This window comes from Larkinella ripae (assembly GCF_054780775.1).
In genome coordinates this window covers 257,334-274,582 of record NZ_BAAGVR010000014.1, presented here as the reverse complement: position 1 = coordinate 274,582, position 17,249 = coordinate 257,334, and the positions used below count along the sequence as shown (strand labels likewise).

10 protein-coding genes are annotated in these 17,249 nt (G+C 53.7%); 5 read left to right on the top strand and 5 right to left on the bottom strand.

All coding sequences use genetic code 11. The annotated features are described in order from the left end of the window. Window positions 1–11 precede the first annotated feature (11 nt). Window positions 12–2,975 carry a SusC/RagA family TonB-linked outer membrane protein gene (locus ACYVHX_RS07965; RefSeq protein ID WP_460671105.1) on the bottom strand — a complete coding sequence of 988 codons (2,964 nt, stop codon included), beginning with the start codon at window positions 2,973–2,975 and terminating at the stop codon, window positions 12–14. 686 nt (window positions 2,976–3,661) lie between these two features. On the opposite strand from ACYVHX_RS07965, the gene ACYVHX_RS07960 reads away from it, so the two are divergent. The 4 genes from ACYVHX_RS07960 (at window position 3,662) to ACYVHX_RS07945 (ending at window position 10,534) form a co-directional block, all read left to right on the top strand. Next, complete coding sequence (locus ACYVHX_RS07960) at window positions 3,662–6,625, top strand: FAD-binding and (Fe-S)-binding domain-containing protein (protein ID WP_460671104.1); 2,964 nt, start codon at window positions 3,662–3,664, stop codon at window positions 6,623–6,625. Then, window positions 6,622–8,292 carry a hypothetical protein gene (locus ACYVHX_RS07955; RefSeq protein WP_460671103.1) on the top strand — a complete coding sequence of 557 codons (1,671 nt, stop codon included), beginning with the start codon at window positions 6,622–6,624 and terminating at the stop codon, window positions 8,290–8,292. The genes ACYVHX_RS07960 and ACYVHX_RS07955 overlap by 4 nt, the downstream gene beginning before the upstream one ends. 1 nt (window position 8,293) lies before the next feature. After that, window positions 8,294–8,497 carry a hypothetical protein gene (locus tag ACYVHX_RS07950; RefSeq protein ID WP_460671102.1) on the top strand — a complete coding sequence of 68 codons (204 nt, stop codon included), beginning with the start codon at window positions 8,294–8,296 and terminating at the stop codon, window positions 8,495–8,497. A gap of 63 nt (window positions 8,498–8,560) precedes the next feature. After that, a complete protein-coding gene (locus ACYVHX_RS07945; RefSeq protein ID WP_460671101.1) occupies window positions 8,561–10,534 on the top strand; it encodes a M1 family metallopeptidase in 1,974 nt (657 codons plus the stop codon). A 93-nt stretch (window positions 10,535–10,627) separates the two neighbouring features. Here the strand turns inward: ACYVHX_RS07945 and ACYVHX_RS07940 are convergent, their stop codons facing one another. The 4 genes from ACYVHX_RS07940 to secA all read right to left on the bottom strand — a co-directional run bounded on the left by ACYVHX_RS07940 (window position 10,628) and on the right by secA (window position 15,811). Then, complete coding sequence (locus ACYVHX_RS07940; protein WP_460671343.1) at window positions 10,628–11,572, bottom strand: 3-oxoacyl-ACP synthase III family protein; 945 nt, start codon at window positions 11,570–11,572, stop codon at window positions 10,628–10,630. A gap of 173 nt (window positions 11,573–11,745) precedes the next feature. After that, window positions 11,746–11,898, bottom strand: coding sequence for a hypothetical protein (locus ACYVHX_RS07935; RefSeq protein WP_460671100.1), 153 nt, complete (start codon window positions 11,896–11,898; stop codon window positions 11,746–11,748). Window positions 11,899–11,919: 21 nt separating this feature from the next. Next, a complete protein-coding gene (locus ACYVHX_RS07930; RefSeq protein WP_460671099.1) occupies window positions 11,920–12,012 on the bottom strand; it encodes a hypothetical protein in 93 nt (30 codons plus the stop codon). Between the two features lie 424 nt (window positions 12,013–12,436). Continuing rightward, window positions 12,437–15,811, bottom strand: coding sequence for a preprotein translocase subunit SecA (secA, locus tag ACYVHX_RS07925; RefSeq protein ID WP_460671098.1), 3,375 nt, complete (start codon window positions 15,809–15,811; stop codon window positions 12,437–12,439). Window positions 15,812–16,095: 284 nt separating this feature from the next. On the opposite strand from secA, the gene ACYVHX_RS07920 reads away from it, so the two are divergent. Beyond that, window positions 16,096–17,139, top strand: a complete 1,044-nt coding sequence (locus tag ACYVHX_RS07920; protein ID WP_460671097.1) for an endonuclease/exonuclease/phosphatase family protein — start codon at window positions 16,096–16,098, stop codon at window positions 17,137–17,139. The last annotated feature ends 110 nt before the right edge of the window (window positions 17,140–17,249 follow it).

Here is a 17,249-nt window from a genome sequence, read left to right as displayed (position 1 = left end):
GATTACGACGATTAGAACGTCAGGTTAACACCCAGTTGGAACGACCGCGTTTTCGGGTAAATGTTGCTAACGTCTAGCCCAATGTTGTTGGGAGACTGGCTTTCGTTCTGCAAATCCGCTTTTACCTGAAGTTCCGGATCGACTCCCTTGTACTTCGTGATGGTGAACAGGTTGTTTCCACCGATGTAGATACGAGCCGCCGACAGGTATTTGCTGGTCGTCGGGATGTTGTATCCGATTTGCCAGTTATCCAAACGGGCATACGTTCCGTTTTCCAGCCAGTACGTCGACAACACGTTGGTACCATAGTCTTTCGGCAGATCAGCCACCCCGCGCAGCATGTTGGTTTCCAGAACCGAGCCCGGTATCAGCAAGTTGGAGCGCAGGTTATTCAGGATTTTGTTGCCAAATGAACCCCGCAACTGGAAGTTCAGGTCAAATCCTTTGTACGTAAAACCGTTGATGAACGAAGCCGTCAGGAACGGTTGCGGATTACCCTGACCAACCGGGTTTTGTGCTGCAATTCCCGCAGCGGCATCGGCCTTGCTAACGTCCGTCGTAGGCTGATCGCCCGTACCCGGTTTTAGCAACACTTTGCCATCGGCGGTGTATTCCACAAACGTAGGCACATTGTTGAACTCGCCCAACGGACGGCCCGGCCACAGGTAGGAAGCGAAAATATCCGACAGACCGCGGCCACCAAATGCGTTAAAACGAATCAGGCCGGAGTCAAAATCGGCGCTTTTAAGATTAACAATTGTGTTTTTGTTGTAAGCACCCACGATGCGGGCGTTCCAGTTGAAATCGCCTTTCTGGATGATGTCACCCCCGAAGGAAAGCTCAACACCCCGGTTGCGCATGGTTCCCACGTTGGCCCAGATGAAGTTGGTGAAGTATTTCACCCCATCAGCCGGTACCGAATAGCGGTACAGCATGTCTTTGGTCGTTTTGTTATACACTTCCAGCGTTCCTGAGAAGCGACCGTTGAGCAACTGAAAATCCAGACCCGCGTTGGAGGTTGTCAACACTTCCCATTTCAGGTTCGGGTTGGCATTCTGGGTAATCCCGTAGCCCGGCAAAAAGTCGGCCACACCGCCATCGTAGTACGTTCCTTTCTGGCCATACAACTGGAGCGATTGATACGGTTTCAGGCCTTCCGAATTCCCGGTTTGTCCCCAGCCCAACCGCAGTTTCAAATAGTTCAGCGTGGTAGATTTCGGGAAGAAGTCTTCGTTGGTAAGCGTCCAGCCCGCGCCCACCGATGGGAAAATACCCCATTTGTTGTTGGCACCAAATTTCGAACTTCCGTCGCGACGCACCGTGGCCGTCAGGTTGTATTTGTCATTCATGTTCACGGTGGCCCGGGCAAAGAATGACGCGAGGGTGGTGCTGTTGCGGTAAGAGGTGGCGTAGTTCGAAGCCGGACTCAGCAGTGTACCAGCCCCCAATCCCAGGTTATTGTAGGATAAGGTGTTGGTAAGATACTGCGTATTGCGGGCCTGAAAACCGTCATAAACGATGTTCTGGTAGGAGTATCCCCCCAAAATATTGAAGTTGCTGTTGTTCTGACCGAACGCTTTGGTATACGTAGCGGTCAGTTCCAACAGCTTGTTATTGCTCTGGTCCATTTTCCGGAACGCTTCGCCATTCGACGACTGGAACGCTTTGATATTGCGGTCACGCGAGCGGCTTTCGTCCGTATTCTCGTTCTGGAAGGCACCGTTTACCCCCAGCGTTAGTCCGTCAATAACCTCGTAACGCAGATTAACCCCACCAATAATTAACCGCTTTTGCTGGTCAAACTTCTGGCTGTTGAGCATGGCAACGGGGTTGAACAAATCGAAGCTACCACCTACCTCGTAATAACCGCCCACATTATTGGCTCCGGTTGGATCCGTAATGGGCAAAGTCGGCAGGAAGGTAACGGCCCGGGCAACAATTTCACCGTCGTTCAATTTGGAGTTGGTGTTGGTCACCGCCAGGTTATACTGGATGTTCAGGCGGTTATCAATCGCTTTCTGATCGAGGTTGATCCGGGCGGTCATCCGGTCAAAACCGGTGTTCTTGATAATACCGTCGCGACCGATGTAGTTAAATGAACCCCGATAACTGAACGCGGGCGAACCGCCGGAGATAGCCAGGTCGTGGTTGGTAGTAACCCCCGTCCGGGTAATTTCATCCACCCAGTCGGTGTCGTAGTTGCCCGCCGGAAACCGAAGCCGGTCGGCGGTCAGGGCACCAGCGCCCTTGATGGTCGTTACGGCATCCCGATAGCCTTGGGCATCCAGAAGATCCAGGCGTTTCGAGATGGTTTCAGCCCCGATGTAATTGTTGAACGTGATGGTGGTCCGTCCGGACTTTCCGCGTTTGGTGGTCACAATGATAACCCCATTGGCGGCCCGGGAACCGTAAATAGCGGCTGCCGAGGCATCTTTCAAAACATCCATCGATTCGATGTCCGTCGGTGAAACCGTCTGAATCGGAACGCCAATGACGCCATCGACGACGTACAGGGGATCGCTACCACCGGCCAGCGAGGTATATCCCCGCAAACGAACGGTTGGTGCCTGGTTGGGGTCGCCCGACGGCATCGTAATCACCAAACCGGCTACCTTGCCCTGAATGGCCTGCAAGGGGTTCGGCACAATACCGGGGTTGAATTCCTTTGCCGTCACCTGCTGAACGGAACCCGTCAGGTCTTTCCGCTTGGCGGTTCCGTACCCCACAACGACGACTTCTTCCAGTGATTTGGTGTCGGAAGTCAAAATCGCATCGACCACCGAGCGGTTGCCAACGGCAATTTCCTGGTTTTGCAAACCGATAAAGCTGTAAACCAGCGTAGCATTATCGGGAACATTGCTGAGCGTGTATTTACCGTCAGCATCGGTGGTCGTGCCGCGGGTGGTGCCTTTGATCTGGACCGTCACACCCGGCAGGCCAACTTTTTCTTCCGCGGAAGTAACGGTACCGGTCACAGTCCGGTCCTGAGCGGATACCTGGTTTAGACTCAGGCAGAAAATGAACGTAAGTGATAACAGAAAACCAGTGAGCCACTGGATCGGGCTGCCTTGAACCGTCCGGGCGTTGTCGGGCCGGCTTACCTTTTTACGTTCATGATAGAATCTGATAGAAGGATTCATCATAGGTTAACAGATAGAAAGTTTGAAATGAACACGATGTAATCAGGAGTAGGACTTACAAGGTAAAATCACAGTAAATCAGCGCATTAACGGCTTGAGCAAACAAACTGTTTTGTGAAATTGCTTTCATAACTGGTAACCTTGTAAGATTTTATAGAACATAATCCTGATACTTTTCAGCAAATTACAATAAATAATCTGTATAATACAATGTTGAATCATATAAAATTATTCTGAGAATTTTTTGGCATCGTTGTTACCGGATAGTTTGGGGACGGTTATTTTTCTGAAATGCCGGTCAGCGGGAAAAAAACCGGGAAATCGGAAACGAATCAGGAATAAAACAGGCGGCTCATTTCCGTACTGTACCCTGTCTGATAAATTGTATTATTCAAATACGCTGTATTGCCCAACAGTTTCCATATTTCGGCCAGCGTACTGGAAAAATTTGTACCTTTAAGGCCAAAAAACCGGCCCTTTTTTCCGGACCCGGTTTTATTCTGTCTTGGATAAAGTCTTTTATGGTTACTCAGGAGACGTTACAACAGCTTTCTACGCAGTTAGAGGGCGAATTTTACACCGATTCGACCCACCGTACCTTATATGCCACCGATGCTTCAGCCTACCGCGAAATGCCGCTGGCGGTGGCGGTTCCGAAGTCGATTCAGGATCTCAAAAAGTTAATTGCGTTCGCCCGGGAAAACCGCACCTCCCTCATTCCGCGAACCGCCGGAACCTCGCTGGCCGGGCAGGTGGTGGGCAACGGGATTATCGTCGATGTTTCGAAGCATTTCACTAAAATCATTGAACTCAATGAGCAGGAAGGCTGGGTGCGCGTGCAACCCGGCGTGGTGCGCGATGAGTTGAATTTATTCCTGAAACCGTACGGCTTGTTTTTCGGCCCCGAAACCTCGACGGCCAACCGGGCGATGATTGGCGGCATGGTCGGCAATAATTCGTGCGGCTCCAACTCGGTGGTGTACCGCTCCACGCGGGAACATACGCTGTCCGTCAAAGCCCTGCTGGCCGATGGGAGCGAAGCCGAATTTGGGCCGGTGGAAACCCGGGCTTTTGACCGGCTGATTGACGCCGGTACGCAGAAAAACGGGAGCGCGTCGCTGCTGGATAAAATTTACCTGAAAACCAACGAGATTCTGGCCGATTCGGACAATCAGGCCGAAATCCGGCGTCAATTTCCCAAACGCAGCATCGAACGGCGCAACACCGGTTATGCACTGGACGAACTGCTGGAAACCGCCCCGTATACCGAGGGCGCAGATTCCTTTAACTTCTGCAAACTGATTGCCGGTTCGGAGGGAACGCTTTGTTTTCTGACCGAAATCCGGCTGAACGTTGTGCCGCTGCCGCCGAACGAACTTGGGCTGGTTTGCGTGCATTTCAACAACGTGGACGAGTCGCTGCGGGCCAACCTGATTGCGTTGAAATACCAGCCCCGGGCCGTCGAACTGATCGATCATTACATTCTGGAGTGTACGAAAGATAACATCGAACAACGTAAAAACCGGTTTTTTGTCCAGGGCGACCCGGGCGCGATTCTGGTGGTGGAATTTGGCGGAACAACCCGCGACGCGATTGCGCAGCGGGCCGTCGAAATGGAAGCCGATATGCGGGCGGCCGGATTAGGCTACCATTTCCCGGTTTTATACGGCGAGGATACCAAGAAAATCTGGACCTTGCGGAAAGCCGGTCTGGGCTTGCTGGCGAATTTGCCGGGTGATGCCAAAGCCGTGGCGGTGATCGAAGATACGGCCATCGACGTCCACGATTTGCCCGACTACATCCGCGATTTCAACGCGGTTTTGACGAAAAATGGAATGTCGGCGGTGCACTACGCCCACGCCGGTTCGGGCGAAATCCACCTGCGCCCGATTATCAATCTGAAGACGAAGGAAGGCCACCAGCAATACCGGCTGATTGCCGAAGAAATTGCGCATCTGGTCAAAAAATACGACGGTTCGCTTTCGGGTGAACACGGCGACGGTCGGCTCCGGGGGGAATTTATTCCGCTGATGGTGGGCCCCAGGAACTACGAGCTGATGCGGGAAATCAAGCAAACCTGGGACCCGTACGGTATTTTCAATCCCGGAAAAATTGTGGAAACGCCCCCGATGGATACGTTTCTGCGGTACGAAGCCGGGCAGCAAACGCCGGAGTTCAAGACGTTTTTCCGGTTTCACGACCAGACGGTTTTGCAACATGCCGAGCAGTGCAACGGTTCGGGCGACTGCCGGAAAACCGAGTTGTCGGGCGGCACGATGTGTCCCAGCTACATGGCCACCCGCAACGAAAAAGAAACGACGCGGGCGCGGGCCAATATTCTGCGCGAAATGCTGACGTTGTCGCCGAAAGAAAACCGGTTTGATAACCAGGAGATCAAGGAAGTGTATGATCTGTGTCTGGCTTGTAAGGGCTGCAAAGCCGAATGCCCGTCGAACGTCGATGTGGCCAAGCTGAAGATGGAATTTTTGCAGCATTACCACGATGCCAATGGCGTGCCGGTTCGGAGTCGGCTCATCGCCAATTTCTCGAGCCTGTCGGGACTGGCCTCGTGGGTGCCCTGGGCGTACAATGCGGTTCTGGGAACCGAATCGCTCCGGCGGGTGGCCAACCGCGTGATCGGTTTTCACCCCGATCGCACCATGCCGCTGCTGCATTCGACGACGTTGCGGAAGTGGATTGAAAGGAAAAAAGGAGGAGAGGAGGAAAGGAAAAAGCAAGGTTCTTCCTCGAAAGTTTACCTTTTCTGCGACGAGTTTACGAATTACAACGACGTGGAAGTCGGGAAAAAGGCGGTTTTGCTGCTGAAAAAGCTGGGTTACGAGGTCATCATTCCGGAACACGGCGAAAGCGGGCGGGCGGCTTTGTCGAAGGGGTTGCTGCGGCAGGCCAAACGGCTGGCGGAAAAAAACGTCCGGATGCTGAAAGACCTGATTACCACCGAAACGCCCCTGGTGGGCATCGAACCCTCGGCCATTCTGACGTTCCGGGATGAATACCCCGATCTGGTCGATGAATCCCTGCTGCCCGACGCCCGGCGGATTGCCGAAAGTGCGCTGACGTTCGAGGAGTTCATGGCCCGCGAAATCGATAAGGGCGCGATTCCAAAAACCGCCTTTACGACCGAAAAACGATTGATCAAGCTGCACGGACACTGCCAGCAAAAAGCCGTCTCGTCGCTGGTGCCGTCCAAGAAAATGCTGTCGCTGCCCGAAAACTACACCGTGCAGCTCATTCCGTCGGGGTGCTGCGGCATGGCCGGTTCGTTTGGCTACGAAGCGGAACATTACGAAGTTTCGATGAAAATCGGGGAGCTGGTGTTGTTTCCAACGGTCCGCAAACAACCTGAGGACGTGATCATTGCGGCTGCCGGAACCAGTTGCCGCCACCAGATCAAAGACGGAACCGGTCGCAAAGCCAAGCACCCGGCCGAAATTCTCTACGAAGCCTTAGCCATTACCGCATGAGAAACCAACCAAGGGGCTGGCTGGCGGGCCTGGCGCTGATGATTGTGGCCGGACTGGCCCTAACGCACAACCTGCCCTGGCGCTATGATGTCGCTTTTGGCGACGAAATGACCTACCTGGCTTCGGGCCTGGCCTACCGTTTTCCGCCCGATCCGTATCTGGCCCAGTGGGGTTCGCTGTATGCGGCCTGGTTACGGTTTTTGCAGGTTTTTACGCCCGATACACTCGATCTGTTTTATCTGAACTGGCGGCTGTTGGTCATCCTGACCGGCGCTTTGCTGTTTCTGTATTTATACCTGCGCCGGTCCGGTTTTGCGGTCAGTTTGTTTTGCGCGCTCTGCTTTCAGTTTTCCACGCTGAATGTCGAACTCGACCCCCGGATTTCGGCGTTTACGCTTTGCCTGATTCTGGCGGGTTTGGGCGTCATTCAGGCGCGGGACTGGTCGGTTCGGAACGGGCTGCTGCTCACGGCCCTGACCGCTTTGCTCTGTGCCTACGTCCGGCCGGAGTTCTACGTTTCCATGCTGCTGGCCTTCGGATTGGCCGTCGGCACGTTTCTGCTGCCCCGGTTTCGGAACGGGAAAGTGTCGTTGCGGGCGTTTTCGGGCATTCTGGGATTTGTGGCGCTGGCGGTTTTGATGCTGCTTTTGTTTGGGTATCCGCTGGCGCAGGACAACCAGGGCAGCAACCGCAGTTTCCAGGCGTTTGTGCAGCACTTCAGCATCAACTACAACACCTGGCAAAACCGCCCGATTGACATTCCGATTGTTGACCAGTTCAAGCTGATTGCGGAGGTGTTCGGGCCGGAGGTCAAGTCGATGCGGGATGCGTTTCGGGTGCATCCTGATCTGGTTATCAAGCATTTCTGGACGAATATCATCAACACCACCAAGGCCGAATTCAAAGTTTTAGGTAGTTTGTTTTTTGAAACGCCCCTGAAACACCTGAACTCGCCCTACCGGAAATGGATTCTGGCGGTTTTGCTGGCCGGAGTGGGTTTCTTCCTGATCGACTGGCGGGGAACGTTCCGGCAAATGACCGCAGGCAGAATCCGCCTGACCAGCAGGGAGTTGGCTCTCCTGATTTTACTTTTACCGTCACTGGGCTCGGTCGTGCTGGTTTTTCCGCGAACGCACTACCTGTATTTTCACGCCGTTGGACTGATCACGATCCTTGCTTTTTTTCTGGGATACATCAAGTTACGCGTCGTGCAATCGCCGGTTTGGCTGGGCGGGCTGGCCAGTCTGATGATGATCTGGGTCGCGTACCAAACCGTCCGGCAGCAGCAGGAAATCCGCCCGACGCCGGTGGCCGATAACATCCGGTTTATCCGTTCGCTCCCGATCAACGGCACGGTTTCGTCGCTGGAGCGGGAGTGGTACCGGGTGTTTCTGTACGGGCAGGAACAGAAACCGCGCTGGATTCGGGTGGAATTTTACCGGCCCAATACCGACTTCGGGCGTTTCCTGAAGGAGCAGAACGTTAATTTCATTCTGATGACCCGCGACATGCAGCACTATTTTGCCGGTGACAGCGGTTTTTCGGCTTTTCTTTCGGAACCGGGCGGTTTTGTGCGCTTAAAAAGTCCCGAACCCGGTAGTTATCTTCTAATTCGGCCGGAACTGCTGGCGAACGCGCCGGCCGTTTCGTTGCGGTCAGGCCATTAAGATGGTAAAAATCCTGAAGGTGCTCCTGGCGGTTTTAATGGTCGTCACCTGGCTGGCCCTTGGTATCCTTGTCTTCCTTGCCCCAAGCCTATGGGGCAAAGTCGCCATCATTGGAAGTGGCGTTCTCATCAATAGTTTGCTGGCACTCGGGTACAGCTACCTTGGTGACCGTCCGAACAGTCTGCGCGACTGGTTTAAAATGTAGCGCCTGAACAGGTAGAATGATGCGTTCAAAACGTTATAGTAAAGAGTATCAACAATCAACTTCATGAATAAACTGTTTTTTTTAATTGGTATCCTTTGTGCCGTCGCCGACGTTCGGGCCCAGTCCGGGTCGGCATCGAAATACGATCCCCACGAGCTTTTTCACCCGCTGTTCAACATGCAGCCCGGGAATGATTACCGAACGGGTGGGGGCGCTCCCGGTCCGCGTTACTGGCAAAACCGGGCTGATTACAAGATCAATGTGCGGCTGGACGACGAGCAAAACCTGCTGAGTGGCGAAGTCGAGATTGCGTATAAAAACAACAGTCCCGAAGCGCTGTCGTTTCTGTGGCTGCAACTGGATCAGAACGCTTTTTCGGATACGTCGCGGGCGGGCAAGACCACGCCGATTCGCGGGGGGCGCTACGGCAATTCGGGCTTCATGGGCGGTTTTACGATCCAGGCTGTCACGGTCGATCAGGGCAAAAACAAAACCGCCGATTATCTGGTCAGTGACACGCGGTTGCAGATCCGGCTGAGCGAACCGCTAAAACCGGGGGGCGATGTCGTCAAGGTGAAAATCGAGTATTCCTTTAAAATTCCGGCGTACGGCTCCGACCGCATGGGTACATCGCAAACCCGCAACGGGCTGATTTACGAGATGGCACAGTGGTATCCGCGCATGTGTGTGTACGATGATATTGAGGGCTGGAACGTGCTGCCGTATCTGGGCGCGGGGGAGTTTTACCTGGACTACGGTGATTATGAATACGCCATTGATGTCCCCTGGAATCACATTGTGGTCGGTTCGGGCGAGTTGCTGAATGCCCAGGAAGTGCTGACTTCCGAGCAGCAACGGCGGCTGGCTCAGGCGCGGAACAGCGACAAAACCGTGTTGCTGCGTGCTAAAGACGAAGTAAGCAATCCGCAAAGCCGGCCCAAACAGTCGGGGCGGTTGACGTGGCGCTTCCGCTGCCAGAACGCGCGGGATGTGGCCTGGGCCACGTCGAAAGCGTTTGTGTGGGATGCGGCCCGGATCAACCTGCCGAGCGGAAAAAAAGCCCTGGCCATGTCGGCTTATCCGGTGGAAAGCGCCACCGACGATTCCTGGAATCGCTCGACGGAATACGTGAAGGGCTGTATTGAATTTTACTCGAATTACCTGTTTGAATATTCGTATCCGGTCGCGACCAACGTGGCCGGTATTGTGGGCGGAATGGAGTATCCCGGTATTGTTTTCTGCGACCGGCGCGATAAAAAAGACGCGCTCTGGAACGTCACTGATCACGAATTCGGCCACAACTGGTTTCCGATGATCGTGGGCAGCAACGAACGGAAATTTGCCTGGATGGACGAAGGTTTCGATACGTTTATCAACATGTTATCCACCGAAAATTTCAACAAAGGTGAATACAACCGGCAGAAGGGCACGATGCACGACATTGCTCCGGCTTTGTTCAACGTGGATGAACCGATCATGACCATCCCGGATGTACTGCAACCGCTGCATTTGGGCGTGATGGGCTACTATAAACCGGGTATGGGCTTGAAAATGCTGCGCGATGTGGTACTGGGTCCGAAGCGGTTTGATTTCGCGTTTAAAACCTACGTACAGCGCTGGGCCTTCAAACATCCGACACCGTATGATTTTTTCCGGACGATCGAGGATGCCGCCGGTGAGGATCTGGGCTGGTTCTGGCGCGGGTATTTCTACGAAAACTGGAAACTGGATCAGTCCGTCAAAGACGTTCGGTATGTAGAACAAGACCCCCAGAAAGGCTCCGTGATCACCATCGAGAACCTGGAGAAATGGGCTATGCCGGTTATTGTCGAAGTAGAGGAAGTAGGCGGTAAAAAAACGCGGGTCAACCTGCCGGTCGAAGTCTGGCAGCGGGGCGGCACCTGGAGTTTTAAACAGCCGACGACGGCCCCCATCAAAACCGTCACCATCGATCCGGATGAGCAGATGCCGGATGTCAATCCAAGAAACAACACCTGGAGAAACAGCTCGGCGCCGTCTTCTTCAACGGCCAATTAAGAAAGGAATGATGAATTAGGGATGATGAACGATGAATGAATGCGCTGCGGTAGCCAATTCATCGTTCATCATTTTGCATTCACCACTCTTTTTTTACGCTTCCACCAGCATCGCGCCAAACGAATAGCCTCCGCCAAAAACCGTCAGGACAATGTTATCGCCCTTCTTGAATAGATCCCGGTTTTCGGAAAGGGCAATGGCGCAACCGGCGCAACCGGTGTTGCCCAGCTTCTGAATGTTGGAGAGTAGCTTCGATTCGGGCAGTTTCAGCGTATTGATCACATTCAGGCTGATGCGCAAATTGGCCTGGTGCGGAATCAGATAAGCCACGTCGTCGATCGTCAGGTTATGTTTTTCGAGGACCTGCAAACTTACTTTTGGCATGTACTGGCAGGCATTAATGAAGACATCGCGGCCGTGGGGCATGATAACGCCCTTTTCCAGCGGTTTCAGCATCACACCGGTCGTGGCTTTTCCGCTGGTGGCGGCCCCGCCGGTGATGATCGTGCGGATGGTCATGTCCTCGTCGCTGATTCGCTCTTTCGAGATCAGCAGCGCCGACGCGCCATCGCCCCACAAATGCCCCGATACCGTATCCAGTTCGTTGTTGTACGCCGTATTGTGCTCGGAAACGACCACGACGGCCAGCGACGCCTTGTTCAGGGCGAAATAGCCTTCAACCACTTCAACCGCGTTGATCAGCGATGAGCAGGCGGTGGAAATCGATATCACCGGAATGTCGGCAACGCCCAGATTGTGCTGAACAACGTGCGCCAGGGTGACGATGGTGTCGTATGGGGTGTAAGTCGCACCTACAATGAGGTCTATTTGGGAAGGCGAAATCGCGGTATTGTCGAAAAGACGCCGAACGGCTTCCAGCGCCATGGTGTTTGTATTCTCATCCGGTGCTGCTTTGCGACGCTCCCGAATGCCGGTCCGTTCGATAATCCACTCACTCGATAATCCGTTGAGTTTTGTAAAGTGTTCGTTGCCAACTACTTCGCTGGGGAGGTAATGACTAACTGCATGAATATACATCATACGAAATAAAAGAAGGGAATCAAGCTTGGTGATTCCGCACCGAAAATTAAGTATTTCCGGGAAAGCGTAGTATTGAAAATTAGAACAATACTATAAAATCTTTCTTTTTTTATGAAGTGATTGTAGTGACAACTTTTCTGCTACGCGAAGCGGTGCCCGTACGGATTCGGTCAGGCTAATAAATCAACCGTCTGGTCGTAAACTTCCCGGAGTGAAAGGGTGAAATCGAGCGTCTGATGGGTCAGCGAATCGTCGGCCCGGGTCGTTTCCTGACGGAGGGTCCGGAAACCATTTCCCGGCGTGTACCACGCTTCGACCCGCACCTGTTCGGAGTCAATGAGGATCTATTCCTGAAACGAAGGAATGTTCCGGTACAGCATAAATTTCTCGCCCCGGTCGTAATTTTTCGTGCTGTCCGACAGAATTTCGACAATCACCGTAGGATTGAGCAGGGTATCGAAAGCTGCGTCCAGTAGTTGCGGCTCTCCTCAGACAATCACCAGAGCGGGGTAGGTATACGGGCTGTTCGAGGGAATGTGCAGCCGCATGCAGATGAAAAGCTCTGGCAGCGTTTCCCTCTTAAGTAAAAGCCTATTCCAATCGATAAATTTTCCTTGATCCGGTTGGGGTTGCGGGATGCCCCCGCCATTGCGAAAATATCACCTTTGAACTATTCGCTTTTGTACTCCGCATTCCGTTCGAGTTTCAGGTAAACGTCTTCGGGGTAGTGCGGTTTCGGCTGGGCAGACACGGGGTGTCGGTTTAGGGTGTGCGGCATACGGTTTTCCGTTTCCGGCAGGCTGACGCATTCCGGAAAGAATTGCGAAGCACCGTAAACGGAAAACCGTATGTCAGCAACCGTCAATCAATCAAAACCGCCCGGCCGCTCTGCACGTCGTTTTCGACCACTTTGTATTTCACATCCCGCTTGATGGTGCCGTCCATGTACTGAACGCTCACTTTCTCGTTGCGGTTGGCCACTTTGATGGATCGAACCGGCGCCTGTTTCTCGGCGGTAGCCATCTTGCGGGCGTATTCCTGCGGGCCACCGGCGACGGGTTCTTCGTGGTCTTCTTTGTTGGTGTGCAGTTCGGGTTGCGGCTCCGGACGGCGCTGAACCGGGGCTTGCCGAACCTCCTGCTGCACTTCCTCGGCTTCCTGACCCGGAATGTCGGTTTTGGTCAGGAAACTGATGGTGTCGAAATTGACTTTACTCAAAAACCGCTTGAACAGTTCCACCGACTCGAATTTATAAACCAGCAACGGATCTTTCTGCTCAAAAACCGCATTCTGGACCGATTGCTTCAGGTCGTCCATTTCGCGCAGGTGTTCTTTCCACTCCTGATCGATCACCGAGAGCGAAACGGCTTTTTCCATTTCCGTAATCAACTCACGCCCTTCGGTTTCGACGGTTTTGCGGAGGTTCGAAACCACCGTCAGTTCGCGCAACCCATCGGAGAACGGAACGACAATATCCTGAATCTGAGCGCCCCGCTCGGCCAGAATAGCCTGCAAAACCGGCCCTGATTTCTCCCGGATGGCGTGGTTCTTGTCGTGATAGTGGGCATCGGCCTGTTCGTAGAGCTTCTGCGCCAGATCTTTGGCTTTCAGACGGCTGAATTCGTCGCGGCTGATGCTGGTTTCAAAACCGAGTGCCGTCAGCGTTTGCAGCGCAAATTCGTCGTAATTACCTTCGTTGTTGTTCGCCAGATCTTCGCAGACGTCGAACATCGTGTTGGCAATGTCGAGGGCCAGCCGGTCGCCGAACAAGGCGTTCCGACGGCGTTTGTAAATGGCCTCGCGCTGGTAGTTCATCACGTCGTCGTATTCCAGCAGCCGCTTCCGAATTCCGAAGTTGTTTTCCTCGACTTTCTTCTGTGCCCGTTCGATGGATTTGGTAATCATCGAGTGCTGAATCACCTCGCCTTCTTCCAGCCCCATCCGGTCCATGACCTTGGCAATCCGGTCGGAACCGAAAAGCCGCATCAGGCTGTCTTCCAGCGAGACGAAAAACTGCGTAGTTCCCGGATCGCCCTGCCGACCCGACCGACCGCGCAACTGGCGGTCGACGCGCCGGGATTCGTGCCGTTCCGTACCGACAATGGCCAAACCGCCCGCGGCTTTCGATTCCGGCGTCAGCTTGATGTCCGTACCCCGACCGGCCATGTTGGTCGCAATGGTCACCGTACCCGGTTTTCCGGCTTCGGCCACAATTTCGGCTTCCCGCTGGTGCTGCTTGGCGTTCAGAACCTGGTGCGCAATTTTCCGCAGCGACAGCATCCGGCTGAGCAATTCCGAGTTCTCGACCGAGGTTGTACCGACCAGAACCGGGCGGCCTTTTTCCACCAGACTCACAATCTCATCGACAACCGCGTTGTATTTCTCCCGAACCGACCGGTAGACTTTATCTTCCTCATCTTTCCGGACAATGTTCCGGTTGGTCGGAATCACCACCACGTCCAGTTTGTAGATCGTCCAGAATTCCGACGCTTCCGTTTCGGCCGTACCGGTCATCCCGGCCAGCTTGTGATACATCCGGAAGTAGTTTTGGAGCGTAACCGTTGCGTACGTCTGGGTGGCATCTTCCACCTTCACGCCTTCTTTGGCTTCCACGGCCTGGTGCAAACCGTCGGACCACCGGCGGCCTTCCATGATCCGGCCCGTCTGCTCGTCGACAATCTTGATTTTACCATCCATGATGACGTAATCGACGTTGATCTCGAACAGCGAATAGGCTTTCAGCAACTGGTTGACGGTATTGATCCGCTGGGTTTTCACCGAATAATCACGAATCAGGGCTTCTTTGTGCAGAATTTTGTCTTTCTCGTCCAGGTCCGTGCTTTTGTCGATGTTGTTCATGTCGATCGACAAATCGGGCAGGATAAAAAAGTTGGGATCTTCACCCGAGCCGGTGATGTAGTCAATGCCTTTTTCGGTCAAATCGATGCTGTTGTGCCGCTCGTCGATCGTGAAATACAGCGGTTTATCGGCTTCGGGCATCAGCTTCTGGTTTTCGGCCAGGTAGACCGATTCCGTTTTCTGCATGATGGCCTTGATCCCCGTTTCGCTTAAATACTTGATCAGCGGTTTGTATTTCGGCAACCCCCGGTGCGCCCGGAAAAGCGACAAGCCGCCTTCCTTTTCGTCGCCGGCGGCAATTTTCTTTTTGGCATCATTCAGCAGGTCCTGCACCAGTTTCCGCTGTACTTCGGCCACGCGGGAAACGCGCGGTTTCAGTTCGGCAAACTCCTGTTCGTCACCGCGCGGCACGGGACCGGAGATGATCAAAGGCGTCCGGGCGTCGTCGATCAACACGGAGTCGACCTCATCGACCATCGCGTAGTGGTGCTTGCGCTGCACCAGTTCGTCGGTGCCGCGCGCCATGTTGTCGCGCAGGTAATCAAAACCGAATTCGTTGTTGGTTCCGTAGGTAATATCGGCCAGATACGCCTGCTTGCGCGAGAAGGAGTTCGGTTGGTGCTTATCGATGCAATCGACGCGCATCCCGTGGAACTCGAACAGGGGTGCCATCCACTCGGAGTCACGTTTGGCCAGGTAGTCGTTGACGGTTACAATGTGGACCCCGCGGCCAGCCAGCGCGTTCAGGTAAGCCGGAAACGTCGCAACCAGCGTTTTTCCTTCCCCGGTTGCCATTTCCGAAATCTTGCCCTGGTGCAAAACCGTACCCCCGATGATCTGGACGTCGTAGTGCACCATGTCCCATTTGATCTGGGTTCCGGCCGCATCCCAGCTGTTGGCCCAGTAGGCTTTGTCGCCGTTGAGGGTGATGTGTTTTTTGCGGGTGGCAAACTCGCGGTCGAAGTCGGTGGCTGTTACTTCCAGTTGTTCGTTTTCTTTCAGCCGCTTGGCGGTTTCTTTCACGACGGCAAACGCCTGGGGCAGAATATCGAGCAGAACCACTTCCAGCTCTTTGTTGCGGTCGGTTTCCAGTTTATCGATCTGGTTAAAGATGCGCTGTTTGGCATCCACGTCCAGGTCGGGCTGGTCGGCCACCTGCTTCTGGAGATCGGTCAGCTGGGTATCGATGGGCTGCAACCGTTGCGCAATAATCTGCTTCAGTTCAGCGGTTACATTCCGGAGTTCGTCGTTGGAAAGAGATTGTAATTTCTGAAACTCGGCGTTCACCTTGTCGACGTACGGGAGCAGTTCGCGGATGTCCCGATCCGACTTGGTGCCGAAGAGTTTGGTAATTCCCTTGGTTATGAGGTTAATCATTCGAATATCAATTAAACGGATGTTTCAATAAAGTTCTGCAAAATTAGGGGTTTGCGCCATAGAATAGTAACAATTTCTGAATCAGTTTCATTGCGATGCCCCCGGAGATTTTGGATAAACGGCCGGATCAAATGAAAAACCGGTATTTATGCGCGTTGACCTTTCGCTAAATGAGTTGAAAATGGAACGGTACTATTTCGTAAACTGAGCTGAAAATCGGGTCTTTAGTGCGACCGGCCGCACCGGTCATATACTCCTACAACGGTATTTTCTGCCAAATCGCTATGGAAAAATTGAGGGTATTGCTCTGGAACATGGAATGGATGAACGATTTGTTCGATACCGCCGGCAATTTCCGGCCGGACGATGCCATTCCCCAACATTCGCCGGATACAACCGTCCGCACCCGGCGTGATCAGCTGTCGGGCGTGATCGACGAAATCGATCCGGACCTTGTGGTGGTGGTCGAAGGCCCCAACAGCGACCGGGAATTGCAGCGGTTTTTCGACGATGATGTTACCGGGACCTGGATCACCAAAGTCCAGCCGACAAAAGGGTCCTCGCAACTGGTCGGCTGCGCCCTCCGCACCGATCGCGGCAAATTTGATGCCGACAACCCGCTAACCTTTTTTGATACGTTTAATCCCGAAAAGTTTCCGGAATTCCAGCCGTTCGAGATTGATACGGAAGACGACGGCATTATTGAGCGGTATCGCTTCGAGCGTTCTCCGCTTTACGTCGAAATCCGGACGGCGGGCGGTTTGCCCCTGCGGTTTTTAGGGCTTCACCTGAAAAGCAAAGGAATTTTTGATGCCTACGAATGGAGCAAATGGTGGGAAGTGGCCGACGCCAACCGCCGGAAGCTGCTGGCGCAGGCTACCCAGATCCGGCTCAAGTTTCTGGACCCCTATTTGACCGACGAGGCCACCCGTGCCATTCCGCTGATCGTTTGTGGCGATATCAACGACGGGCCGGGGCTCGATGCCAGCGAGAAACGGATTCTGGGCAGCGCCATCGAGCGGCTGATGGGCACGGTCTGGTTCCCGAACCGGTGTCTGGGCAATGCCCTGTTCGATCATTGCCTCAAGCCGGCCGACCAGCAGAACCTGCGGTTTGAAAAAATTTACACCACCAGTTTCCACGATCCGATTTTCAACAACGTCTGGCACAAGGAGTGGATCGATCACGTGCTGTATTCCCGCAACCATCCCCAGCCGTGGGTGACCAGCGCCCGGATTTTCACCGAAATGCCGGATGGGCAGAAAATCTGGACCAAGTATCCGCACGCTTCCGACCACATGCCGGTTCAGGTGGAGATTCGTTTATGAAAAACCGGATTTGAATTTCTTGTTGAAAAGTTGCGGGAAGGATTGTAAGTTGGGATGAAATTAGGACGGGATCAGGTTGGATTCTGTCACCTTACTTTCTATCTGATTAT

Coding starts and splice junctions, on each gene's coding strand:
- ACYVHX_RS07955 (WP_460671103.1), top strand. CDS start 6,622: ATGAGAAACCAACCAAGGGGCTGGCTGGCGGGCCTGGCGCTGATGATT.
- ACYVHX_RS07920 (WP_460671097.1), top strand. CDS start 16,096: ATGGAAAAATTGAGGGTATTGCTCTGGAACATGGAATGGATGAACGAT.
- ACYVHX_RS07960 (WP_460671104.1), top strand. CDS start 3,662: ATGGTTACTCAGGAGACGTTACAACAGCTTTCTACGCAGTTAGAGGGC.
- ACYVHX_RS07945 (WP_460671101.1), top strand. CDS start 8,561: ATGAATAAACTGTTTTTTTTAATTGGTATCCTTTGTGCCGTCGCCGAC.
- ACYVHX_RS07940 (WP_460671343.1), bottom strand. CDS start 11,572: ATGTATATTCATGCAGTTAGTCATTACCTCCCCAGCGAAGTAGTTGGC.
- secA (WP_460671098.1), bottom strand. CDS start 15,811: ATGATTAACCTCATAACCAAGGGAATTACCAAACTCTTCGGCACCAAG.
- ACYVHX_RS07950 (WP_460671102.1), top strand. CDS start 8,294: ATGGTAAAAATCCTGAAGGTGCTCCTGGCGGTTTTAATGGTCGTCACC.